This window comes from Pseudomonas azadiae (assembly GCF_019145355.1).
Lineage (GTDB): Bacteria > Pseudomonadota > Gammaproteobacteria > Pseudomonadales > Pseudomonadaceae > Aquipseudomonas > Aquipseudomonas azadiae.
The window spans coordinates 1,566,130-1,588,619 of the sequence record NZ_JAHSTY010000002.1 but is presented as its reverse complement, the minus strand read 5'-3'; the positions used below and the strand labels follow the sequence as shown (position 1 = coordinate 1,588,619).

The 22,490-nt window shown below is 62.2% G+C and carries 16 protein-coding genes; 3 read left to right on the top strand and 13 right to left on the bottom strand.

All coding sequences use genetic code 11. From position 1 onward, the window contains the following. Nucleotides 1-3: 3 nt before the first annotated feature. From KVG91_RS27845 to KVG91_RS23590, 3 genes are all read right to left on the bottom strand, one after another. Nucleotides 4-138, bottom strand: coding sequence for a hypothetical protein (locus tag KVG91_RS27845; RefSeq protein ID WP_256592792.1), 135 nt, complete (start codon nt 136-138; stop codon nt 4-6). A gap of 11 nt (nt 139-149) precedes the next feature. Then, the gene (locus KVG91_RS23595) at nt 150-341 is read right to left on the bottom strand and encodes a hypothetical protein (RefSeq protein ID WP_169375343.1); all 192 of its coding nucleotides are present in this window, start codon (nt 339-341) and stop codon (nt 150-152) included. A gap of 80 nt (nt 342-421) precedes the next feature. Further along, nucleotides 422-967 carry a hypothetical protein gene (locus KVG91_RS23590; protein ID WP_169375342.1) on the bottom strand — a complete coding sequence of 182 codons (546 nt, stop codon included), beginning with the start codon at nt 965-967 and terminating at the stop codon, nt 422-424. A gap of 406 nt (nt 968-1,373) precedes the next feature. Here KVG91_RS23590 and KVG91_RS23585 point away from each other — a divergent pair, with 406 nt between their 5' ends. Both KVG91_RS23585 and KVG91_RS23580 read left to right on the top strand, forming a co-directional pair. Next, entirely contained in the window at nt 1,374-2,783 is a 1,410-nt protein-coding gene (locus KVG91_RS23585; protein WP_169375341.1) for a circularly permuted type 2 ATP-grasp protein, read from the top strand. A gap of 2 nt (nt 2,784-2,785) precedes the next feature. Further along, nucleotides 2,786-3,736 (top strand): alpha-E domain-containing protein, encoded by a 951-nt coding sequence (locus KVG91_RS23580; RefSeq protein WP_169375340.1) that lies wholly within the window; start codon nt 2,786-2,788, stop codon nt 3,734-3,736. Between the two features lie 5 nt (nt 3,737-3,741). On the opposite strand, the gene KVG91_RS23575 is transcribed toward KVG91_RS23580, so the two are convergent. Both KVG91_RS23575 and KVG91_RS23570 read right to left on the bottom strand, forming a co-directional pair. After that, a complete protein-coding gene (locus KVG91_RS23575; protein WP_169375339.1) occupies nt 3,742-6,006 on the bottom strand; it encodes an ATP-dependent DNA helicase in 2,265 nt (754 codons plus the stop codon). Then, the gene (locus tag KVG91_RS23570; RefSeq protein ID WP_169375338.1) at nt 6,003-7,649 is read right to left on the bottom strand and encodes a VRR-NUC domain-containing protein; all 1,647 of its coding nucleotides are present in this window, start codon (nt 7,647-7,649) and stop codon (nt 6,003-6,005) included. The genes KVG91_RS23575 and KVG91_RS23570 overlap by 4 nt, the downstream gene beginning before the upstream one ends. A 187-nt stretch (nt 7,650-7,836) precedes the next feature. Between KVG91_RS23570 and KVG91_RS23565 the strand changes: the two genes are divergently transcribed. Further along, nucleotides 7,837-8,061 carry a YgdI/YgdR family lipoprotein gene (locus tag KVG91_RS23565; RefSeq protein ID WP_078824690.1) on the top strand — a complete coding sequence of 75 codons (225 nt, stop codon included), beginning with the start codon at nt 7,837-7,839 and terminating at the stop codon, nt 8,059-8,061. Nucleotides 8,062-8,121: 60 nt separating this feature from the next. Here the strand turns inward: KVG91_RS23565 and KVG91_RS23560 are convergent, their stop codons facing one another. From KVG91_RS23560 to KVG91_RS23525, 8 genes are all read right to left on the bottom strand, one after another. Further along, a complete protein-coding gene (locus tag KVG91_RS23560) occupies nt 8,122-9,546 on the bottom strand; it encodes a polyurethane esterase (RefSeq protein WP_169375337.1) in 1,425 nt (474 codons plus the stop codon). A 53-nt stretch (nt 9,547-9,599) separates the two neighbouring features. Next, nucleotides 9,600-12,710, bottom strand: coding sequence for an autotransporter domain-containing protein (locus KVG91_RS23555; RefSeq protein ID WP_169375336.1), 3,111 nt, complete (start codon nt 12,708-12,710; stop codon nt 9,600-9,602). Nucleotides 12,711-12,801: 91 nt separating this feature from the next. Continuing rightward, complete coding sequence (gene eprS / locus KVG91_RS23550; protein ID WP_169375335.1) at nt 12,802-15,759, bottom strand: autotransporter serine peptidase EprS; 2,958 nt, start codon at nt 15,757-15,759, stop codon at nt 12,802-12,804. Nucleotides 15,760-15,791: 32 nt separating this feature from the next. After that, the gene (locus KVG91_RS23545; protein ID WP_169375334.1) at nt 15,792-17,132 is read right to left on the bottom strand and encodes a TolC family outer membrane protein; all 1,341 of its coding nucleotides are present in this window, start codon (nt 17,130-17,132) and stop codon (nt 15,792-15,794) included. A 2-nt stretch (nt 17,133-17,134) separates the two neighbouring features. Next, a complete protein-coding gene (locus KVG91_RS23540) occupies nt 17,135-18,448 on the bottom strand; it encodes an HlyD family type I secretion periplasmic adaptor subunit (RefSeq protein WP_169375333.1) in 1,314 nt (437 codons plus the stop codon). Then, nucleotides 18,445-20,196: a type I secretion system permease/ATPase gene (locus KVG91_RS23535; protein ID WP_169375332.1), complete on the bottom strand. Its 1,752-nt coding sequence runs from the start codon at nt 20,194-20,196 to the stop codon at nt 18,445-18,447. The genes KVG91_RS23540 and KVG91_RS23535 overlap by 4 nt, the downstream gene beginning before the upstream one ends. A 101-nt stretch (nt 20,197-20,297) precedes the next feature. After that, nucleotides 20,298-20,666 (bottom strand): AprI/Inh family metalloprotease inhibitor, encoded by a 369-nt coding sequence (locus KVG91_RS23530; RefSeq protein ID WP_169375331.1) that lies wholly within the window; start codon nt 20,664-20,666, stop codon nt 20,298-20,300. Nucleotides 20,667-20,716: 50 nt separating this feature from the next. Continuing rightward, the gene (locus tag KVG91_RS23525; RefSeq protein WP_169375330.1) at nt 20,717-22,150 is read right to left on the bottom strand and encodes a serralysin family metalloprotease; all 1,434 of its coding nucleotides are present in this window, start codon (nt 22,148-22,150) and stop codon (nt 20,717-20,719) included. Nucleotides 22,151-22,490: the final 340 nt, after the last annotated feature.

The window sequence follows — 22,490 nt, the reverse complement described above, 5'->3', positions numbered from 1 at the left end:
TGCTCAGTCCTGGTCCTCTGTGTTGCCGACATCTGCCGCTTCATCCAGATCGTTCAACGGTACTTCTGCATCATCCATCAACGAACCCGGGTCTTCATTACCCGGGTCGTTGAGTTCTTCATCGAGTTCTTTTGACATGACCGTCTCCTCTAACCGCCTTGGGTATCGATATCGGCATCGGTTTCAGTCTTGGGCTCAGGCTCAGACTTGAAATCCGGACTGTAGTCGTTTTCCTTGGCCGTGGGGTCTTTGGCCGGGACCGGGTCCTTGGGCGCGTCGGCGGCTGTAGCGGGTGCCGGTCCGTTGCCACCGCTGGCCTGGGGATCGTGGCTTGTATTCATGGGTCACCTCTTCGCAGTATCGGGAAAATGCAGCCTGCGTAAACCTAAGGTCGTGCGCGGGGCCCTGAAGTTCCAATTGCTTACGACCCCGGATTATCGAACTGGATGTACACCGCATACGTGGCGAGCAGTATCCAGAACACCATGAAGATCCAGGGCGTGCGCACGGAAAACAGCAAGGATTTGCGGTAGCCCTTGTGGCTGGACTCCACCTCGGAAAACAGCGGGGATTCATCGTAGGCCAAGCCCATCACCGGTTCGCTGCGCAGCAGTTCGCTCTGCTTGAAATGCCAGTGATCAATGATGTCATAGGCGGCGCGAATGCCGGGCCAGGCGTTCAGGGAGCTGAGAATGCCCAGCAGCGCCAGGAAAAGCGGGACCACCAAAGTAAACAATTTGCCCCACTCCGGGTTGAGGTTACCCATGCCGGAAACAAAGGCTATCACCAGGAACGACTGCGCCGTCAGGTAGGCATCGGTACGGTTGGCCAGGATCGAGGTTTCGTACTGGATTTCGCGGCGGTAGAAGTCGAGGCGATCTTTGGGCGAGCCGAAGATCTTCGCGTTGTGTTCGCTGTGATCGGTCAGGCTCGATTCCGGGGTGTCGGGTGAGATGATTCTGGGCACATCGCTACTCCACGCGTGTTAGAGGCCTATTAGAAGAGTTGGCGGTGGGTGAAGTTCAAGTTTGTTCGCACCCAATTGGGGCGGGCCCTGCCCTTATGACGGGCAGGCTTGTTGTGGCGAGCGGGCTTACTGTGGCAAGCCCGCTCTCCACAACAGCCCGCCCGCTACAACATGTTCTTTTGCCGCAGGGTAAATCATCCGCGTCAAAGCGATTCGGCACAGGCATTGCTTTATCCATTCATCTGCCCGAAAACAGGAGCATTCGTTACCCCCTGACCCAGAGCCGGCCTCACGAGAAAGTAACGACCAGGCCCGCTGGCACCATCAGCCACGGGCTCATAAAAAATGCGTTTTTTGAAACGGCAGTGCCCCCCCCTGCTCCCCTCGGCACTGACAAGGTACTGGAATGGCTCGATCTTTCTTTGACGAAATGAATGATGCAGACGGCGTGTGTCGTGCGCATTATCAGGATTTCTCCCGCTGGCTGGCGAACACGCCGCCGGAACTGCTGGCCCAGCGCCGCCGTGAAGCCGATTTGCTGTTCCACCGCGCCGGGATCACCTTTACCCTGTATGGCGATGAACACGACACCGAGCGCCTGATCCCCTTCGACATCATTCCCCGCAGCATCCCCGCCAGCGAGTGGGCCGTGATCGAGCGCGGCTGTATCCAGCGCGTCAACGCACTGAACATGTTCCTGGCCGATATCTACCATGACCAGCGCATTATCAAGGCCGGGATCATTCCGGCAGAGCAGGTGCTGGGAAACGAGGGTTATCAAAAAGCCATGGTCGGCCTGGACCTGCACCGCGGCGTCTATTCGCATATTTCCGGCGTGGACCTGGTGCGCGATGGCGATGGCACCTACTACGTGCTCGAGGACAACCTGCGTACCCCCAGCGGCGTGAGCTACATGCTCGAAGACCGCAAGATGATGATGCGCCTGTTCCCCGAAGTGTTCGCCAAACAGCGCATCGCACCGGTGGACCACTACCCCAACCTGCTGCTCAAGACCTTGAAAAGCGCGAGCCGCCTGGACAACCCCAATGTGGTGGTGCTGACGCCGGGCCGCTTTAACAGTGCATTCTTCGAACACGCGTTCCTGGCGCGGGAAATGGGCGTGGAGCTGGTGGAAGGCGCCGACCTGTTCGTGCACGACCTCAAGGTATTCATGCGCACCACCGACGGCCCCAAGCCCGTGGACGTGATTTACCGGCGCATCGACGACGCCTTCCTCGACCCCCACGCCTTCAATCCCGATTCCATGCTTGGCGTGCCCGGCCTGGTGGCCGCCTACTGCGCAGGCAACGTAGTGCTGGCCAATGCCATCGGCACCGGCGTGGCCGATGACAAGTCGATCTACCCCTATGTGCCGCATATGATCCGTTTCTACCTGGATGAAGAACCGATACTGCAAAACGTGCCGACCTTCCAGTGCCGCAACCCCGATGAGCTGTCCCACGTGCTGGCCAACCTGCCGGAACTGGTGGTCAAGGAAACCCAGGGCTGCGGTGGCTACGGCATGCTGGTCGGCCCGGCCGCCACCGCCGCCGAAATCGAGGACTTCCGCCAGCGCATCAAGGCCAGGCCCCATGCCTACATCGCCCAGCCCACGCTGAGCCTGTCGACGTGCCCGACCTTTGTCGAAAGCGGTATCGCGCCTCGGCATATCGATCTGCGGCCCTTTGTGCTTTCGGGCAAGGAGACCCGCCTGGTGCCCGGCGGGCTCACCCGCGTGGCCTTGAAGGAAGGCTCGTTGATCGTCAACTCGTCGCAAGGCGGTGGAACCAAGGACACCTGGGTGGTGGAGGGCTGAGTATGCTGAGTAGAACCGCCGCAAATCTTTACTGGATGTCCCGTTACCTGGAGCGCGCCGAGAACCTGGCGCGCATGCTTGAAGTCAGTTACTCCCTGTCGCTGATGCCCCAGGCCGGGCGTAGCGATGGCCTGGATGAACTGGCCATGTCGTTGCTCAGCAGCGGCACCCTGGAGAGCTACCTGGAGCGTCATAAACAGTTGGATGCCGAGCGCATGCTGCACTTCTTCGCCCTTGACGAAGAGAACCCGGCCAGCATCTACAACTGCCTGCGCACCGCACGCGGCAACGCCCACGCGGTGCGTGGGCGCATCACCGCCGACATGTGGGAAAACCTCAACGCCACCTGGCTGGAAATACGCAGCATCGCCGCCGGCGGCCTGGCGCGGCATGGCATCAGCCATTTCTGCGACTGGGTCAAGCAGCGTTCGCACCTGTTCCGCGGCGCTACTTCGGGAACCATCATGCGCAATGACGCCTACCGGTTTATCCGTCTGGGTACCTTTGTCGAGCGCGCGGACAACACCTTACGCCTGCTGGATGCGCGCTACGAGATGTTCGGCGAAGAGTCCGAGGAAGTCAGCGATTTGTCGGCACGCGGGTATTACCAGTGGAGCGCCCTGCTCCGTGCATTGTCATCGTTCGAGGCTTATACGCAGCTGTATCCGAATGCGTTGAATGCACGCTCGGTCTCCGAACTGCTGCTGTTGCGCCGCGATGTTCCGCGCTCGTTGCATGCGTGTATCGAGGAGTTGAGTCATATCCTCGCGGATTTGCCTGGCAGTTACGGGCGCACGGCGCAGCGGCTGGCGGCGGAGTTCGAAGCACGGCTGAGGTACACCGGCATTGAAGAGATTCTGGCGGACGGGCTGCACAGTCGTCTCACGCAGTTCATCGACACAGTGCGCGAACTGGCCCAGGCGATTCACAGCTCTTACCTGGAAGTAGTCTGAAATCGTCAGGCGCCAGTCGTGGGTGCCCACCAGCTCGGCAATAACTGGCGCACCCGCGCCTCGCCGAACCGATCATCGATCAACATCACCACGCCGCGGTCCTGCTGGCTGCGGATCACCCTGCCTGCCGCCTGCACCACCTTCTGGATGCCGGGATACAGGTAGGTGTAGTCGTAGCCGGCGCCGAAGATCGCACCCATGCGCAGTTTCATCTGTTCGTTGACCGGGTTCAGCTGCGGCAAGCCCAGCGTCGCGATAAAGGCCCCGATCAAACGGGCGCCCGGCAGATCGATGCCTTCACCGAATGCGCCACCCAGCACGGCAAAGCCGATGCCCTGGCTGTGCTCGGTGAATTGGTCAAGAAAGGCTTGGCGCTCGGCCTCGGCCATGCCGCGCGACTGTTGCCATAATGCGATGTGCGGGTGTTTCTCGGCCAACAGCTGCGCCACCTGCTGCAGGTAATCAAAACTTGAGAAAAACGCCAGGTAGTTTCCGGGCTGTTGGGCGTACTGGCGGGCGATCAGTTCAACGATCGGTTCCAGCGAGGCGTGACGATGGACGAAGCGCGTGGAGATTTCATCGACGATGCGCACCTGCAGCTGTTCGGCCTTGAACGGCGACTCCACGTCGATCCAGGTCGTATCCGCCGGCAGCCCGAGCAAGTCGGCGTAATAATGACGAGGGCTGAGGGTCGCCGAAAACAGCGTGCTGCTGCGCGCTGCGGTCAACCGCGGGCGGATGAATTCGGCGGGCACCACATTGCGCAGGCACAGGGTCGAGCTGCTGCGCTTGCCCATGAGCTGGCGCTTGCTGATATCGAAAATGAAGTGTTCGTTGAACAGCTCGGCGACCTTGGCGAATTGCAGCACCTCGAAATAGAACGCCTGCAGGTCGCCACTGAGGGCTTCGGGGTGCTCGTTAAAATACTCGCCCATGGCGCTGGCGCACAGGCTCAGGGCCTGCAGCAGTTTTTCAGGCCGCGTGGCATAGGCCTGGTACGGCGCGAGCTGGTCCTTGTGCAGCGCGTTCCACTCACGGTTGAGGCGCTGCAAGGGTTTCTTCAAGGGTTCGGGGGCGGTGCCGCGCAGGATCTTGAGGCTGTACTGGTCGAGGCTGGCGCTGTACATCGAACGGGCACGCTCGACCAGGTTATGCGCCTCGTCCACCAGCACTGCCGCGCGCCACTGGTTGAGCTGGGCCAGGCCGAACAGCATGGCGCCAAAATCGAAGTAGTAATTGTAGTCGGCGACCACCAGGTCGGCCCAGCGTGCCATTTCCTGGCTCAGGTAATACGGGCACACGTCATGGGCCAGGGCCACCTCGCGCAGGTTGCGCTGGTCCAGCAGGCGCACCTTGGACGCGGCGATGCGCGCGGCGGGCAGCCGGTCGTAGAAACCCTTGGCCAAGGGGCAGGCATCGCCATGGCAGGCCTTGTCCAGGTGTTCGCAGGCTTTGTCCCGCGCCACCAGTTCCAGTACGCGCAGTTGCAAGTCGGGGCTGGCGGCATACAGCACGTGGGCGGCATCCAGGGCGAGTTTACGCCCGGGCGTCTTGGCGGTCAGGAAGAACAGCGTGTCCAGCTGCTGGGGCGCCAGGGCCTTGAGCAGCGGAAAAATCGTGCCGATGGTCTTGCCAATGCCGGTTGGCGCCTGCGCCATCAGGCAGCGACCGGTGCTGACGGCTTTGTACACCGACTCGGCGAGCGAGCGCTGGCCGGGACGGAAACCGGCATGGGGAAACGCCAAGGCTTGCGCGCTGCGGTTGCGCGCTTCGCGGTGCTGCATTTCCTGCCGGGCCCAACCCAGGAACAGCGCGCATTGCTGGTTGAAGAACGGCTCCAGTTCAGCGGCTTGAAAGCGTTGGTTCAGCAGCGTCTCGCCTTCACCGACGATATCGAAGTACACCAGCGCCAGGTCAATCTCCGACAGGCCGAGTTTCTGGCACATGAGCCAGCCGTACACTTTGACCTGGGCCCAATGCAGTTGCCGATGATTGGCCGGCTGGGCGTCGAGGTCGCCGCGATAGGTTTTCACTTCTTCGAGGCGGTTGGCGTCGGGGTCATAACCGTCCGCCCTGCCCCGTACCTTCAGTTGCTGGTATTCGCCTTCAAGCGCAACCTCACTCTGGTAATGCGCGCTGCGCCGCGAGGCGACGGTGCGGTGGCCGACAATGCCTTCCTGGGCGCTGGGGGATGGGGTAAAGCGCAGGTCCAGGTCGCCGACCTTCGCCGTGAACTCGCACAATGCGCGCACGGCAACGCTGTAGCTCAAAGGGACTGCGCCCAGCGCACATAGCAGACCGTTACGGGCATCTGGTATTCGCCGCAGAACTCCAGCCAGCGCAGCTGGTTGTCTTGCAGGCGATCGCCAGGGCCCTTGACCTCGATCATGCGGTAGGTCTTTTGCGCCGGCCAGAACTGGATCAGGTCGGGCAAGCCGGCGCGGTTGGCGCGGATATCCAGCAGCAGCCGCTCGAACCAATAACCCAGATGTGCGGCGGGCAGGCAGGCCAATGCCTGTTCCAACAGTTCTTCATTGAGCAGGTTCCAGAACACGAAAGGCGACTGGATCCCCCACTTTTCGCGGTAGCGCCGGCGGATGGTGGCTTTGTAGCGCTCGTCCTGCAACTGCTCGAAACACGCGGCGAACAGCGGCGCGCGGCGATGGTGGAAGTCTTCACTGTGCAGGTCCACGGGGCCCCGTTGGAATGGGTGGAAAAACGCCCCCGGCAACGGTGCAAAAATCGCGTCCCAGCACAACAGGCCGAACAGCGAATTGATCAGGCCGTTTTCCACATAGTGCACCGGCGCTTCGGGTTCGCTGAGGTGAGCCTGCACGCAGTACTCCACCGACATCAGCGGCTCGGGCAGCGCCAGGGCCAGGTCCAGCCGCGTGATGGGCCGTGGCTTGGCCCGGGGCACGGCCGGTTCGCCCAACTTGCGGCGCAGGCGAGGCATTACGCGCTGCAGGTGCTGCTGCTCGGCGGCGCTTTCCGGCGCCTGTTGCGCGGTGTGCACCAAGGCCATGGCCTGGGCGTAATCTTCCTGACGTTCGAGCACGCGGATCAGCCGCGAGCGGGCGCCGGGGTAGGCACACGTGCGATAAATCCGCTGCGCCAACGCCAGTTCGGCGATGCGCTCGCAATACTGCCCCACCTGGAACAACAGCTTGGCCCGACGTTTTTCCAGCCACGGGTTATCGGTATTCAGGGTGGCGATCCTGGCCAGGACGTCCTCCAACGCTTCGCCGGTGTCAAAGGCCTGCTGGCACTGATGCAGGAACAGAAACCCGTGCACATCCTCACGGCTACGCAGGCTGCGGGATGCTGCACAGAACTCGACTTTTTCGTAGGTGTAGATACCCAGGTCGGCCAGCACGAACTCCGACCAATCCTGATGCAAGTTGCCGAAGAACATCAGGCGCAGGCGATCGCACAGTTCCATCACGGTGAGGCTGTACAGGGTATCGGCAAGGTCGGGGCACCAGTTGGCAAAGCTGCGGCTGTCGCCCAATTGCGCTGCCAGGCCTACCAGCCAATCGGATTTCTTGCCCTTGGGCTGCTCGATCCAGGGCTTGAACGCGCAGAGAAGCTCGCTTTTTTGCAGCAAGGCGAACAGCTCTTCAAAAGTCAGCAAGCGGTGCGCGTCAACCCAACCCAGTGCCAGCAACGGTGCGGCAGCGGCGTGGGGGCAGCCGATCTCCTGATAGTTGAGTTTGCCCCCACGAAAATGCATACCCTTGCGCATCACCATTCGCACCAAAAGTGCCTGGGACGCCTGGGGCAACCTGTCAAATTGCTGAATGAAATGCTGTTCGTCAGGATCGAGCAGATCTGCATAGCGCTGCCCCAGCCAATGCAGGACCTGACGGAAGTTATGCAGGTAATAGTGCGGGTCTTCGAGGGGGTTGGCCATGGTGCGCGCCGATCAAATACTGGTTATGCATACAGAGTGCCGGTGCAAATGCCCTGTTGCAATCAGTAATAGATAAATGGCGCACGCAACTTTTTGTATAAAAGTAATCAGATGGGAGAGTCGATGGCGTAACATTTATACCCCGCGGCCTTTGGCGCGGGACTTTCCAGGGTTAAAGGTAAGGGTTATGAACATGAAGAATTTGGGGCTGCCACTGGTTGCACTCACTTTTCTGGTATTGGCCGGTTGCGCCACGCAAACCGTCGTGACGCTGCAAAATGGTACCCAGTATTTGACCAAGGACACACCAAACGCCAAGACCGCCGACGGTTTTTACGAATTCACCGATATCGCCGGCAAGCGTATACGCGTCAAGGCCGATGATGTGGCTACCGTGCGCAAGGAAAACTAGTCAACACCGATCAAAGCTGGGGTCGGTCAACCCGCCCCCGGATTTGATCGCATTGCATCTTCAACTGATCACGATCCCCTCCCCTGACACTCCGCTCACCCCCACCAACGTCACCGAATTCCCACCAAAACTGATCACCGTATCCCCGGCCACAACGTTGACGTGATCGCGATAATCGGCACGGCCCTGCACATCCGTAAACACTAACTTGTCCGTCGGCTGGTAACCGATGATTCGGTCCTGACCGAACGGCCCACCGAATAAAAAGGTGTTATGCCCACTGCTGTCGCGGATCGTGTCATTGCCTTTGCCGCCCTCGATAAAGTCCGCGCCTCTACCGCCCTGGATCAGGTCGTTGCCGTCACTGCCGATGATAAAGGTGTTGCCCGTGTGCGGCTCTGCGTTGCGGTTGAGATCCTGCACCCAGGTGGTGGCACGGGCCGGGTCGGACAGGTTGGCGACGATGATGGTCGAGTCGCGGGTCATCTGCTCATAGAACCCGGATTCGAGGATGCGCGTCATGCCGTCGCCATACCCGGTGGGCAGGTGCGAGACCCAGGTCGGCAGGTTGACGATGGAAAACGGCAGTACGTTCCACAGCGTCGAGGCGTAATGGTCGTTGAAGCTGACGATGTTGTCGGTGGTCGACGCGTGTGGCTGGTCATGCACGCCCAGCGACGATCCGTTGAAGGATGAGCCGTCCAGCGCGCGGAATACCGGGTCGTTTTCATAGCCGATATTGAGCACCTTGTCGCCAGCGCTCTGGGTTGGAGAGGCGTAGGCCAAGTAGCTGGCGTCTTTGTAGAATCCGCTCCATTTGCTGTCACTCAGGTCAGCCAGGCTGTTGACCGCCAGGCCACCCAGGCTGTGGCCGCTGACCACCACGTCGTGGCCGCTCAGGCCCTGGGCGCTTGCATAGTCGGCAACATGCTTGAGCAAACCGCCAAAGGCTTCGCCCGCGTAGTTTTTCGCATAGTCCTTGGGGCCCAACGCCGCGAGCACGTCACTGACCAGGTCGCCGATGGAATCGCTGATCAAGGTTTCCCTGGGGCCAGAGGTGCCACGAAAACCGATGCCGATTTCGAGCAACTTACCCGCGTCATCGTACTTGCCCAGCACCTCGACCTGGGCCGTCGTGTAGCCGGCCTTTTCGCCAAAGAAGGTACCCCGCGCGTCGACCTTGCCGGTATACCCCAGGAGGCTGGCGCTGATGGGTGTCCAACCGGCCTTTTGGACCGCCTCCAACGCGGCTTTTTCCGAGTCGGGGTTCCAGGGCACGCCCGGAATCACGCCTTGCGAATCGCTGCTGCCCAGCAACGCCGCCACCAGCGTCGCGGGTAAGCCCGACCCCAGACCGTTGTGCTGATAGCCTACGGCAAAGCCGTTATCCAGGTTGTGATAGGCATACAGCGTGATCGCCATGGCATCGGCGAACAGCGCTTTGGAACCCTCGGTTCCGAGGTTTTTATAGTCAAAGACACCCATGGTGCATCCTCTTTTTTATTGTTGGATACCGCCCCTTGCGGGGCGTTGAACCATCAGAACGCCCAGTCGAGGCTCAGCCCCACCCCGTGGACCTTTTCCTTGCCGGACAGCAAGCCGTTGTAGTCGAAATTAACCCGTGCCTCTTTGCTCAATGCCAGGCTGGCGCGTGCGCCCACCAACGCAGCATCGCGCGCCATCGGCGTACTCTGCACCGCAAAAGAGGGGCCGCCCGACGCGAACGCCAAGTGCTGCTGCGACGCGGTGCTGCTCAGCGTGTGCTGCCAGCCCAAGGTCCCCGACAGCTGCAGTTGCTGGTGGTCATTGACGTTGAAGGTTTTCAGCGCACGCGCGCCCAAGGTGCTCAACACCAGGTCACGGCGGTCATCACGGCTTTTCAGGGCAGCGGCATCGCCTTTTTCGGTCACGCCGTCGGTGTCCAGGTGGACATACGCCAAGTTGGCGAACGGTTCCAGGGCCAGGGGCTGCAGATTGACGCGATACGCCGCTTCGCCGAACACTTGGGTACTGCGTGCGTCGACCTTGGCTTTCTGTTTGCCGGCGACCTCGCCGTACTGCAGGTCACGCTTTACATCCGCGCGGTGCCAGCTATAGGTGGCGCCACCGCTCAAACGCCAGGCACCGATTTCGTGCCCGGCGTAGGCGCCGAAGTGGTAGCTGTCGACGGCGGCCCGGGAATGGGTGCCGCTGCCCATGTTCAGTGAGGTATCGCTGTAACCCGCGACCAGGCCCAGGCGCGTGTCATCGTCCAGCGCACCGTCGACCCCGGCAAGCAGGCCGCCGATGGAGGTGGTGTAGCCGGCCGTGTCGCTGCGCGCATCGGACTTGCCCCATGCGCCCAGCGCCTTGACCCACACGTTGCCCCGCGTGTCGACGGTCTGGCTGCTGGCGCCCATTTCGCCGTTTTGCAGGCGCTCGCCCACGGCTTCGCGCAGATAGCGGCTGTCATTGACCAGCGCACTCTGCAGCGCCGGGTAGATTTCCCCGCTCAACTGTTGGAACGCGCCCTGCGCCGACGCCGCATTCGGTGCCAGCAGCACGCTTTCATACACGGCATTGCCCGCCCCCAATTGCTCGGCGGCGGCCGCCACGGCGCGTTGGTTGTCGGTCGCGCCCGCACTGGCAAAACTGTTGGCATTGCGCGCGACCGCCAGTTGCACGCCGGTGGCGGCATAGTTCAGGTTGCCACCGATAAACACGTAGTCGGGCAGCACCGCACCGAAGCTGCCGGTGATACCGCCTGCCGCTTGCAGGATGTCGTATTGGCGCCCGATCAAACTCGTGGCCTGGGCGCTGCTCAATAACGTCGGGCTGTTTTCCAGGGCCAGGGTCACGGTGCCGCCATTGAGCGTGGCGGTGCCCCCGGCGACGATGCGGTCGCTGCTGGTGGGTGAGACTTCTACCGCATAAGTGGAACCTGCTTCGAACGTTACGTCTCCCGCCACATTCAGCGTGCCGATGGAATTGCCCGGCGCCACGGTGCCGCCGGATTTGGCCAGCAGCGAACCGACGCGCCCCGAGCCGCCCAGCACGCCGCTCTGGCTGACGGTGACGTCGGAAGTGATTGAGCCATTCACCGCCAGCAGCCCCTGATTGACCAGGGTCGGACCGCTGTAGGTATTGCTGCCGGTCAGTACCAGCGAACCGATGCCCAGCTTGGTCAAGCCGCCATGACCCGAGATGTCGTTGCGCCACACATCCAGGCCACAGTGCACGTCATTGCACAGGCGTTGGGTCGGCTTGCCGGCATCCACCACCGCGCCGATGCCTGGCAGGTCGGCGACGAATTGGCCACTGCCATAAGCGCCATCGATACGAAACTCGGCAGGAATATCTTCGGCAGTGATAAACATCCCCGGTCCGTCGACGGCCTTGCCCAGGTTGATCATGCCCCAGCCATACAGCGCGTCGATGCCTGGCGCGCCGAGGTCGGTGGCGGTGGTTTTGAGCAGGGTGGAAATCTGCTCGCCGCTCATATACGGGAAACGCTCCATCAACACCGCAGCACTGCCGGCCACATGCGGCGCCGCCATGGAGGTGCCGTTGAAGTTGGCCCAGTCAGTGGTGAGGTTTTCAAGGCTGGTGCCATTGATCACCGAGCTGTAGATCCGGGTCCCCGGCGCCGACACGCAAAAACTCGCCGCGTACCCGCAGCGCGAGGAAAAGGTGCTGATCACATAAGGATTGGCGCTGCTGGTGTCTGGGTTCTGCTGCAACGCGGCCACCGACAACCAGTTGGGCGCGATCTGTGGCACAAAATACGCCAGCCCTGAGATCGCATCGGGGTTGTTGCGGTTGTAGTCGTTACCGGCGGCAAAGATGGTCAGTACGCCGCTGCGGGCGGCATCGATCGCCCCCTGATAAGCGCCGCCTGCCACCGTGCCAAGGATCGGCCGGATATTGTCGAACTGGGCCTGTGCTTCTTTGAGGGTGAAGTTCGCAAACGCTGGGTCACGACCGCCTTGGGCGTACTGGTCGCCGATACCGATGCCCCAGCTGTTGTTGATGATCCGCGCGCCGCTGGCGACCAACCCATCCCAACCGGCCTTGTACACCGCCCCGTCGTTACCGAGGATGATGCCGTCTTCGGGCCCTGGGTCGCCGTTCTCGGCGCTGATGATCTGAGCGTTGAACGCCACGCCATGCATCGGTCCGCCATCGCGGTTGCCTGCGGCAATGCCGCCGACATGAGTGCCGTGGTTGCCCAGCTTGCCGTTGGAGCCCAGCGACGGCGTGCCGTCATAACGAAAGGCGTCACCGGCTTTGACCGGAATATAGGGGTCGGTGTATTGACGAATACCCTCGGTGACCACAGTCACCACTTTGCCCGGGCTGGCAAACTCGGGGTGCTGGGCATATACCGGCTGGTCGAATATCCCCAGTTTCACGCCCTTGCCGGTGTAGCCGGCGGCATACGCGGTGTCGGCGTGCACGGCGCCAAGGCCCCAGTCGGCCTTGAACTCATTGCTGCGCCAGCTGGCCGCATCGCCCGTCTTGCCGGTTTCTACGTACGGCGCGGCCTGAGCGGTTCCCAAGCTGGCCAGGCAACACAGCAGCGCGCCGTAAGGTGCGCTGCGGTTGGCCCTGGACGGATAGCCCAGGGCGGTGTGGATGGCGCTAGTTAACCCTGACTTGCGTTTGTTCACGGTGACCTTCCTTAGTTTTTTATTGCCGGTAGGTGAAACACTCTGTTCAAAACGATGCCTATCCCAGATGGGAACAGGCCTCGGGGTGTGTTCAGAACTGCCAGTTCAGGCTCAAGCCCACCCCCTGGGTTTTCGCTCGACCCCCCAACTGGCCGTTGTAATCGAGGTTGAGCCGCATGGCCGGGCTCAGCGCCAGGCTCGCCTGCGCGCCTAGCAGAGCCGCGTCGCGCTGCACCGGTGCGCTGCGCACGGTGAATGACGGGCCACCGGCGACAAACGCCAGGTGTTCTTCAGACTCGACGGCGCTCAGGCTGTGTTGCCAGCCCAGCGAACCGGACAGGTCCAGTTGCTGGTGATCGTTGAGTGCAAGGGTCTTCAGCGCGCGCAGGCCGAGGGTGCCGAGCACGGCGTCGCGCCGGTCACTGCCGCGTTGCAGGGCGGCGGCATCGCCTCTTTCATGGAATGAATCACTGTCCAGGTGCACGTAGGCCAGATTGGCGAACGGCTCCAGCGTCAGCGGTTGTAGCGGGAGGCGGTAGGCAGCTTCGGTAAACAGCTGGGCACTGCGCGCATCCAGCCTGGCCTTTTGCTTAGCGCTGACCTCGCCGTATTGCAGGTCGCGCTTCACATCGCCACGGTGCCAGCTGTACGCACCCCCCAGGCTCAGGCGCCACTCATCCAGTTCGCGGCCGGCATAAGCGCCTATGTGATAGCTGTCGACCGACGCCGAGGCATGGCTGGCGTTGCCCATACTCAGCGAACCGTCGCTATAGCCCGCGACCACGCCGACGCGGGTCTGCTCATCCAGCGCACCGTCCATGCCCAGCAGCAAGCCGCCCAGGGAGGCAGTGGAACCGGCGGTCTCGCTGCGGCTGTCGGTCTTGCCCCAGGCGCCAAGCGCCTTGAGCCACAGGTTGCTCTGCCCCGTTACAGGCTGTTCGCGCAGCCGCTCACCCACGGCGTCGCGCAGTTGGCGGCTGTCGTTGATCAGCATGGCGCCCAGCGCCGGGTAGATCTCGCCGGACAGTTGCTGCAAACCCTGCCGCGCAGCGCCCAGGGAGTCGGAGCGCAGCACGCTCTCATACACCGGGTTGCCCGCGCCGAGTTGTTCGGCGGCGTTGGCTACCGCCCGCTGATTGCGATTGGCAGCCACGCTGGCGAAGCTCGCGTCATTGCGCACCACGTCCAGCCGCACGCCATTGGCGGCATAATCGAGGCTGGCGCCAATGAACAGGTAATCGGGCAGTACCCGACCAAATTGACCCTGGATGCCACCCGCCGCCTGGAGGATGTCGTACTGGCGCCCGATCAGGCTTTGCGCCTGCGCCGCGCTGAGCAGCGTCGGGCTGTTTTCCAGGGCCAGCGTAAGGTTGCCGCCGCCGAGGATTGCCTGGCCGCCGGCGATTATTCGGTCGCTGCCGGTGGGCGTGAGTTCCACGGCATAGGTCGAGCCCGCGCCCAGATTCACATCCCCCGCCACTTGCAAGGTGCCCACGGAGTTGCCCGGCGCCACGCGGCCGCCGCTGTTCACCGACAGCGCGCCAATCCGCCCGGAGCCGCCGAGGGTGCCGCTGTCGTTCACGCTCACCGCTGAAGCCAGCGAACCGTTGACCGCCAGCAACCCGCCGTTGACGCTGGTGGCTCCACGGTAAGTGCTGTCGCCAGTGAGCACCAGCGTGCCCGCGCCGGACTTGATCAGGCTGCCTGCGTAGGCCCGGTTCGCCGCAGCCTGGTCACGTGCCGCGCCGACGGCGTAGTCTGTCTGGTCCTGCTGGCTGGCATTGGCGCCCAGGCCGTTTTGCCAACCCTTGTCTTTCAGGGTTTGCTGCCAGGCGGTGTGCTCGGCAGCATCCTCGGCCTGGCGCTGGATCAGGGCCTGGTCAGAGATGCCGTTGCTCCAGCGATCGCTCTGCCCCGCGGCCAGATTTACGTTCATTACACCGAGCAATTGCCCCGGCCCGCGCATCGCCCGCCCCAGGTCGGGCACGCCCCAGCCCACAGTGGTGTTGGGCGCCTGGGTGGTCGAACCGTCCAGCTGAGTGGAGGTGGTCAGCAGCACCTGCAAGGCCTGGTCGTTGGTCATGTAGGGGTAGCGTTGCATCACCAGCGCCAGCGCGCCCGTGGCATGGGGCGCCGACATCGAGGTGCCGGACTTCACGCCGTAACCGCCATTGGGGATGGTGCTGTTGATCAACGCACCCGGGGTGGAAATGCACCAGTACTTGGCGATACCGCACTTGTTGTATTTCTGGTTATTGGCTTGATCCAGCCCCGACACCGCCAGCCAGTGACCTTCCAGCTCCGGCTGGAAATAGGGCAGCGCCGAACGCACGCTGGCATTCGCATAGCCGCTGTTGCCGGCGCTGAACACGTTGATCACGCCAGCCTTGGCCACCTGCGCCGCTGCGTCCAGCCAAGTGCCGCGGTTGTAGTGCTGGGCATAGGCAGCGTGGAGATCGCCCAAGGTCTGGTAGCTGACGTCCTTGGGCTGGCTGCCCCAGCTGTTGTTGATGGCGCGCACGCCGGAATCCACCAGGGCGCTGTACACCGCTTTGAAATACTTGGGGTCTGGGGTCGGGCCGAACAGGAAGCTGTCGTTGGCGTTGGTATTGCCTACATAGACCTGTGCGTTATACGCCACGCCATGCATGCCCACGCCGTCGCGCGCCGCGCCCATGGTGCCGGTGACGTGAGTGCCGTGGGAATCGTTGTTGGGGTTGAGCGCGCCAGTGGTGCTGAAGGCACTGCCATCCACGTAAGTGCCGCTGGCGGTGACCGGGTGGAAGCGGTCCATGGACGCTTCTGGGTGATTGGCATCGAAACCTGAGTCCAGCGCTCCGATTTTCACACCCTTGCCGCTGATCCCGGCGGCATAGGCTTCATCCGCCTTCATGCGCCCCAGACCCCAGTCGCTCTGGTACTCGGCGGAACGCCAACTGGCTGGATTACCCGGCTGACCGGGCTCGGTGTACTGCGCCTGTGCCGCAACGGACAGCAGCAGCAACGAGCCTGCGGTGAAGGGTTTGAAACGTGGTGAATCCGTGATCATCCGTACACTCCTATTTATTGTTATCGCCGCTCCTACCGTTTTCCCTCCGGGCCGAAGGCTTCATCCACCTTGGCCAGGTCGGTCTCACGCAGGTTGCCCGCGTAGTAATGCAATTTGGTCCAGGCCATCAAATAGTCGTAACGGGCCTGGGCCAGGTCGCGACGGGTGCTGTACAGCTGTTGTTCGGCATTCAGCGCATCGAGGTTGACCCGCTCGCCGCCCAGGATGCTTTGCCGGGTCGACACCACCAGCGCTTCGGCCGAAGCCAGGGCCTTCTGGTAAGCGCGCAGCTTGCTCACGCCGGACAGGCAAGCGCTGAACTGGCGACGCAGCTCTATCAGGGTCTCGCGGGTCTTGCCCTCCAGTTCGTACTCGGCCTGCTCCATCGCGCGGCTGGCCTGGCGGGTGGAGGCCGAAATGCCGCCACCGGCATACAGCGGCACGCTCACCTCGACGCCAATGGTGTTGGTGTCATAGCGCTGGTTGTAGGTATTGCCGCTGTCGGATTCCTGCTGGCGCGAACTGGCGTAGGCCGTGACCTTGGGCAAATGCCCGGCGCGGTTGCGTTCCACCTCATAGCGCGCCACTTCCAGGGCCTGGCGCTGGGACGCGAGCGTGGGGTTGCTGCTGATCGCCAGTTGATGCCAACTGTCGTAGTTCGCCGGGCTCAGCGTAAACGCGGCAAAGCCCTGGTTGAGCGGTGCCAGATCGTGGATGTCGACGCTCTGCACGCCAATCAGCGCGCCCAGCTCTCTTAACGACGCGTCCTGCTCATCCAGCGCCTGGATCTCCTCGGCGGTGGCCAGCTCGTAACGCGACTCGGCTTCGAGGATGTCGGTGCGGGTGCCCTCGCCCTGCTGGAACAGGTGCCGGTTCTGCTGGAACTGCTGCTCGAAGGCCTTCTTCTTGGCACGGGCGATGTCGATCTGGTCCTGGGCGAACAGCGCCTGGGTGTAATAGGTCAACACTCGCACCAGCAGCGCCTGGCTCTTGTCGCGAAAGCTTTCGTCGGCAAACAGCGCCTGGGCCACGCCCTTGCGGTAGTTGGCGTAGGCCTCGTAGTCGAACAACGGCTGTTGCAGGCTGAAGGTGGAGCCGTAGCTGTTGTAGTTGCGGTCGTCGCGATAGCTGCCGCCGCGCCCGTCCGGCAAGTGCGCCTCGGAGTTGTTGCGGCCCTTGTTGTAGTTGTAGGAAAGCTTGGGCAGCAGGCCGGCGCGGCCGATGGTCCGGTTTTCCAGGCCGGCGTCGCGCTCCTTGATGGCACCGAGGAACACCGGGTCGTTGCGCAGGGCTTGCTCGTACACGTCGAACGGGCCCATGGCGGCTTGGGCGCTGGCGCAAGTCAATAGCAAGGCAATGAACACGGGCTTCATGCTCATTCCTCGGTCAACGCGGAGCCGGCGCGATCGAGCAGCGGCTTGAACAGGTAATTGAGCAGCGAGCGCTCGCCGGTGCGCACGAACATCTCGGCGGGCATGCCGGGTTTGATCACCAGGCCGTGGAGTTTTCCCAGTGCGGCGTCACTGACCGTGGTGCGCAGCACGTAGTAAGGCGCGCCGGTTTTTTCATCGAGCATCTGGTCGGCGGAGACCAGGCTGACCTCGCCCGGTACCCGCGGGGTGCGGCTCTGGTTGAAAGCGGTGAACAGAATGTCGACCGGCAGGTGCGTGCCAACCTTGTCCACCAGGTGCACCGGCAGGTGCCCTTCGACTTCCAGACGCGTGTCCTGGGGCACGATTTCCAACAGGGTTTCGCCCGCACGCACCACGGCGCCCTCGGTGTGCACGCCGAGGTTGACCGCGATGCCATCCGCCGGCGCGTTGATTTCGCTGTGCTGCAAGTCGAACCCGGCGGAAGTGAGCTGCTGTTCCAGGGTCAGGCTACGCAGTTGCGCGTCGGCCAGTTGGCTGCGCACCTCCTTCTGATATTCCTCGCGGTGCTGCTGCAACTTGAGCCGCGACTCCAGGATGCCCTGCTCTACCCGGCCGCTTTCGCCGGTGTTCTGTGCCAGGTCCTGTTGCACCTGGGACAACTGGCGCTGGTAGTCCATCAGCCGGTTGCGCGGGATGTAGCCGTTGTCGGCCAGCGGTTGCAGGTTGCTCAATTGGTCGCGCAGGGATTGCGCCTGGGCGGTCAGGTCGCTGCGGGCGCGGCGCATGCCGTTGAGCTGCGCCGTGGCGCCATCGATATTCGCGCGGATGCCCGCCTGCTCGCGGGCAAAGGCTTCGCGGCGGCTGCTGAACAGTTGGCGCTGGCCTTCGAGTACGAGCGCCAATGCCGGATCAGGTTGGGTGCTCAGCTCGGCGGGAAACGTCACACCGGGTTGGTTGTCCCGCTCGCTCTGCCAGCGCGCCACGCTGGCCCAGGCCATGCGGTACTGGGCCTGCAGCGAGTGCACATCGGCCTGACTCTGGGTCTGGTCGAGGCGAAACAGCGGCTGGCCCTGCTTCACCCGCTCGCCCTCGCGCACCAGAATGCGGCTGACCACGCCGGGGCTGAGGGTTTGCACGGCCTTGCGCTTGCCGGACACCACCACCGTGCCCTGCACCGGAATGCCTTGGTCCAGCGGCGCCAGGCCGGCCCACAGGAAAAAACCACCGGCACCGACCACGGTCAGCAGCCAGCCCATGCGCACAAAAAACCGTGCTTCGCGCTCTTTGAAACCTGGTTCAACAGTGATGCTGCTCATGCGCCTGGATTCCCTGCGGCTTGGTACTGACGACTGAAACTGACGCCGGCCTTGTCCTTCGGCGCTTCCTGCTGGCCGGACAAGGCGCGCAGCACCTCCTGGCTTGGCCCGAATGCCTGCAGGCGGCCTTCGTTGAGCACCAGCAACTTGTCCGCCTGGGCCAGCGCCGAGGAACGGTGGGTGACCAGGACCACGCTGCTGCCCTGGGCTTTCATCTGCGCGATGGCACGGGCCAGCGCCGCTTCGCCGACGGTGTCGAGGTTGGAGTTGGGCTCATCCAGCACAATCAAACGCGGCCCGCCATACAGCGCACGGGCCAGGGCGACGCGCTGCTTCTGCCCGCCGGACAGGCCGCCGCCGTTGTCGCCCAAGACGGTGTCGTAGCCCTGGGGCAAGCGCAGGATCAGCTCATGCACGCCGGCCTGCTGCGCAGCCTTCACCACGCGCTCGGGGTCGGCCTCACGAAAACGCGCGATATTGTCGGCGATGCTGCCGCTGAAGAGTTCGATGTCCTGGGGCAGATAGCCAATATGCGGGCCGAGGTCGTCGCGGTCCCAACGGTGAATATCCGCGCCGTCCAAACGCACGGTTCCGGCCAGGGTTGGCCACACGCCCACCAACACACGGGCCAAGGTGGATTTTCCGGAACCCGAGGCGCCGAGTACGCCAAGCACTTCGCCAGCGCCAAGGGTGAAGCCGACCTGATGCAAGGTCGCCAGACGCCGCCCTGGCGGGCCCGCGCTCACCTGTTCGAAACTCACCTGGCCTTTGGGCGCGGGCAAGGCCATCTGCTCATCCTCCGGCGGGAATTCGCGCAGCAATTCATCCAGGCGTTGATAGGCCAGCTTGGCCGAACTCCATTGTTTCCACACCGCAATCAACTGGTCGATGGGGCTGAGCACCCGGCCCATCAGGATGGAACCTGCGATCATCATCCCGGCGGTCATATCGCCGCGGATCACCAGCAACGCGCCCAGGCCCAGCACCAGCGATTGCAGGCACAGGCGCAAGGATTTGCTCAACGAGGTCATCACCGAACCGGTGTCACTGGCCTGGTTCTGCAACCCCAGGAACTGCCCATGCACGGCAAACCAGCGCTTGCGCAGCGCACCGAGCATGCCCATGGCCTGGATGGTCTCGGCGTTGTGCAAATGGCTGGTGGCCAACTGGGTCGATTGCTGGGAGAACGCACTGGCCTCGCCCAGGGGCTTTTTGGTCAAGTATTCGTTAAGACAAGCCAGGCCGATCAGCAACAGCGCACCGGCCGTGGCCAGCACGCCAAGCCACACGTTGAACAGAAAAATCACGAACAGGTAGATGGGAAACCACGGCGCATCGAAAAACGCGAACAGCGCCGGGCCCGTGATGAATTGGCGGATATGGGTCAGGTCGCCCAGGGATTGTCCTGCATGCCCCTGCCCGCATTGCAGGTTGCGTTCGAACGCGGCTTTGTACACGCGCAGGTTGAAACGCCGCTCCAACTGGCTGCCGATACGGATCACGACAAAACTGCGGATCACTTCCAGGGTGCCAATAAACACAAAGAAGCCCACGACCATCAGCGTCAACATCACCAGGGTGGTTTCGTTCTGGGAGGACAGTACCCGGTCATACACTTGCAGCATGTAAATCGACGGCACCAGCATTAGCAGGTTAATCAAGGCCGTGAAACAACCAATACTGATCAATATGCTCTTGTATTCACCCAGCGCCTTGAATAAGGGCGCGACGGCAGCGGGCTTGGCCATATGTTTTGATCTTCCTTGAACCGAAATGCACGCATAAGTTGCCCGAGCCAGTGGTAAGGGCCGAACAACTAATAAAGTCAGTAATAAGCTTATAACGACAACTAAGGCATTCGTTTTAATTCAACGATGGTGCCGACTGAAGTGCGCGCTTGGTAATCACCGTTCTCCTGGCGATTCAAGTGGGTGATCCCGCTGCCTTCGGCATTGAACAGCCAGATGCCGTCTGGCGTGGGCGACCAGGTCAGGGGTTTTTCTCCCAACCAGCGTGCGGCACAGGCCACGTCGCCGCCCAAGGCGTTGGCCGGCTCAAGCAGATCAAGGGCGCACGCCTGGTCCTTCTGGTGCAACTGCCAATGCCCAGCCAACTGGGCCGTGGTCGGTAATACAAGACTGCTCGCCATTGCGTGGGCTCCTGCCGACACGAACATCACCTGCAACGCGCAGATGATCACTTTGAAAATACCCTGCATCTTCACGCTCCATCGTGAAAGGCGCGACGTCGAAACGCCGCGCCCTTGTCTCACGCGACGATGTCGCTGACCGCTGCCTGGCCGACGGTGGTGACGAGGAAATCCGCCACGCCTTGCCCGGAGAAGTCTACCGCCAGGGTCCCCAGGTTGCTGCCTGCCGCGTAGCTCAGCACCGCGTCGCCGGCATGCCCGGTAAACGCGTTGACGAAGGCCAGGCCGGCGCCTTTGGTGATGCCGCTGAGGTCGATTTTGTCCGAACCCGAGGTGAAGTCAAAGATCTTGTCCGCCGCCCCTGGCCTGGAATCGGAACTGGCCCCGAACACAAAGGTGTCACTGCCCGCGCCGCCCCACAGTTGATCGGCACCGCCGCCGCCGTAGAGCAGGTCGTTGCCGGCCCCGCCCTTGATCAGGTTGGCCGCGTTGTTGCCGATGATCAGATCGTTGCCCGCGCCGCCGAAGGCGTTTTCGACCGTGACGCCCTTGGCGATGGACACGTTGCCCACCAGGCCGCCGACGTCGGAGAACGCGGTTTCATTGAGGTTGATCTTCTGGTTTTGGGTGAAACCGGAGAAGTCCAGGGTGTCATTGCCGCCACCGTCCCATACCGAGAACACCAACTTGTCGGCGTTGGAACTGGCGCTGAGGAAATCACGCCCGGTATTGGAGTTGAAACCGTAGGTGGTATCGCCAGCGCGGGTGCTGTAGTTGGCGCCGTAAAGCTTCTGGATCGCGGCGATGTCGTCGATCAACGGGCCAGAGGCATAGGCTTCGACCCCGCCTTTGCTGAAGTTCTGGTTGGTGTTGCTCTCACTCCAGTAACTCATGAGGCTGTAGCCGCGCGTGTCCTGTCCATAGGTCGCGTCTTTATAGCTTGGGGCTCCCTCGCCGGCGTTGTAGTCGCCGGGGTGAGCCAGGCCCAGGGTGTGCCCGATTTCGTGGGTCAGTGTCTGCCGGCCATAATTGTTCAGATCCGGGGTCTTGTTCGGCGTGTAGCTGTTGTTGGTCAGGTACCACGAAGTGCCGTCGTAGCCTGCGCCGGTGCCGGGCAGGTAGGCGAAGGCTGCTGCGCCATCCTGGCCGCTGCTGTAGTTGCCGAAGGTCATGTGACCGTCGCCGCCGGTGGCTTTCTCGGTGAAGGTGACCTTGGCCACGTCCGCCCAGGATTGCATGGCCAGTACAGCCTGTGCTTTCTGCTGCGCGCTGAACTGGCTGAAGCCCGAGATACCATGCTTGTTCAGGGTGCTCGAGGAGGCCAAGGTCAGGAAGGTGTAGGTCAGGTCGATCTTGCCGTTGCCGTCAAAGTCGCGGTACGCCGCGCCGTCGCGCAGCAGCTGGGTGGCTGCCTGGTCAACGGTGTAGGAGGGTTTGCCATTGACCGTGAGGTTACCGCCGCGGTCATACAGATGGCTGAAGCTATCAATTTGCGAGTAGGCGGTACTGGCTTGCGCCGCCGACACGATAGCCTTGTCTTTTACTTTTGACATATACGTACTTCCTTGTGTGCAAGTGCATCAGTCTTTGATCGATAGGAACCCCGCGGGCGAGATCGTCCTATCACTCGCCTCTTTTGAAGGCGTCATGAAACTGACACAACTACAAATCGTTCGTCTAGTCCTATTTCCAGGGTGGAAAATCCGCGACCGGTGAACTAGCGCAAGTTTTCTACCGTATTTATTGGGGTATTACGATTCGGCCGCCAAAAAACTAACCGCTCATATTTAAATATTAAATAGCGCTAAAGCGCTCAACATGAGCGGGGCACTTGGTAAATGGATCCAATAGATTGCCACAGTGGCATTGGCAACATTAAACAGCCACTACTGT

Bases quoted from the DNA above. Each gene is read 5' to 3' on its own strand.
- KVG91_RS23545 (WP_169375334.1), bottom strand. From the start codon at position 17,132: ATGAAGCCCGTGTTCATTGCCTTGCTATTGACTTGCGCCAGCGCCCAA.
- KVG91_RS27845 (WP_256592792.1), bottom strand. From the start codon at position 138: ATGTCAAAAGAACTCGATGAAGAACTCAACGACCCGGGTAATGAAGAC.
- KVG91_RS23540 (WP_169375333.1), bottom strand. From the start codon at position 18,448: ATGAGCAGCATCACTGTTGAACCAGGTTTCAAAGAGCGCGAAGCACGG.
- KVG91_RS23565 (WP_078824690.1), top strand. From the start codon at position 7,837: ATGAACATGAAGAATTTGGGGCTGCCACTGGTTGCACTCACTTTTCTG.
- KVG91_RS23570 (WP_169375338.1), bottom strand. From the start codon at position 7,649: ATGGCCAACCCCCTCGAAGACCCGCACTATTACCTGCATAACTTCCGT.
- KVG91_RS23560 (WP_169375337.1), bottom strand. From the start codon at position 9,546: ATGGGTGTCTTTGACTATAAAAACCTCGGAACCGAGGGTTCCAAAGCG.
- eprS (WP_169375335.1), bottom strand. From the start codon at position 15,759: ATGATCACGGATTCACCACGTTTCAAACCCTTCACCGCAGGCTCGTTG.
- KVG91_RS23585 (WP_169375341.1), top strand. From the start codon at position 1,374: ATGGCTCGATCTTTCTTTGACGAAATGAATGATGCAGACGGCGTGTGT.
- KVG91_RS23530 (WP_169375331.1), bottom strand. From the start codon at position 20,666: ATGCAGGGTATTTTCAAAGTGATCATCTGCGCGTTGCAGGTGATGTTC.
- KVG91_RS23525 (WP_169375330.1), bottom strand. From the start codon at position 22,150: ATGTCAAAAGTAAAAGACAAGGCTATCGTGTCGGCGGCGCAAGCCAGT.
- KVG91_RS23535 (WP_169375332.1), bottom strand. From the start codon at position 20,196: ATGGCCAAGCCCGCTGCCGTCGCGCCCTTATTCAAGGCGCTGGGTGAA.
- KVG91_RS23595 (WP_169375343.1), bottom strand. From the start codon at position 341: ATGAATACAAGCCACGATCCCCAGGCCAGCGGTGGCAACGGACCGGCA.
- KVG91_RS23580 (WP_169375340.1), top strand. From the start codon at position 2,786: ATGCTGAGTAGAACCGCCGCAAATCTTTACTGGATGTCCCGTTACCTG.